The organism is Bernardetia sp. (genome assembly GCF_020630935.1).
Classification (GTDB): Bacteria; Bacteroidota; Bacteroidia; order Cytophagales; family Bernardetiaceae; genus Bernardetia.
This window is the reverse complement of the sequence record NZ_JAHDIG010000012.1, coordinates 39,462-39,919: the sequence shown is the minus strand read 5'-3', so window position 1 is coordinate 39,919 and position 458 is coordinate 39,462. Positions and strand designations below refer to the sequence as shown.

Below are 458 nucleotides of genomic sequence, written 5' to 3'. Positions count from 1 at the left end.
GGTCTGGAGAACCTTCAGACAAACGAAATGCAAATGCTGTGTAGGGAATGCCACCTTTAATAACAATAATACAAAAAGGAATAAGAAAAAAAAGTGTCCCAAAAAGATTGATAAGTGCCTTATTTTTTTCAGAGAAGCGAGCATAAAATACATCTACACGCACATGCTTGTCATCTTTCAGCGTGTAGGCTGCCCCTACAAGAAAGAAAAAAGAAAAAATATGCCACTCCAGTTCTGACAAAAATGCACTACTAAAACCAATGGTGTAGCGTAAAAGCACATCTATACAAACCAAAAAAACTAAAATAGAGGCACACCAACTTGTATATTGCCCTGTTTTTTCTATAAAATTGTCTATTATTTTTATGACCATTTATATTTTGAGGTATAAATTTAGAATGCTTGTTTACTAAACAGTTATAAAGATATAAAAAATAATATTGTGAAATTATAAAGGA

The 458-nt window shown here is 31.7% G+C and carries 1 protein-coding gene; it reads right to left on the bottom strand.

The genetic code is table 11. From position 1 onward, the window contains the following. Window positions 1-373, bottom strand: a 373-nt coding sequence (locus QZ659_RS05245) for a TRAP transporter small permease subunit (protein WP_291722950.1), incomplete at its 3' end; no start/stop codon positions are given. Window positions 374-458 lie beyond the last annotated feature (85 nt).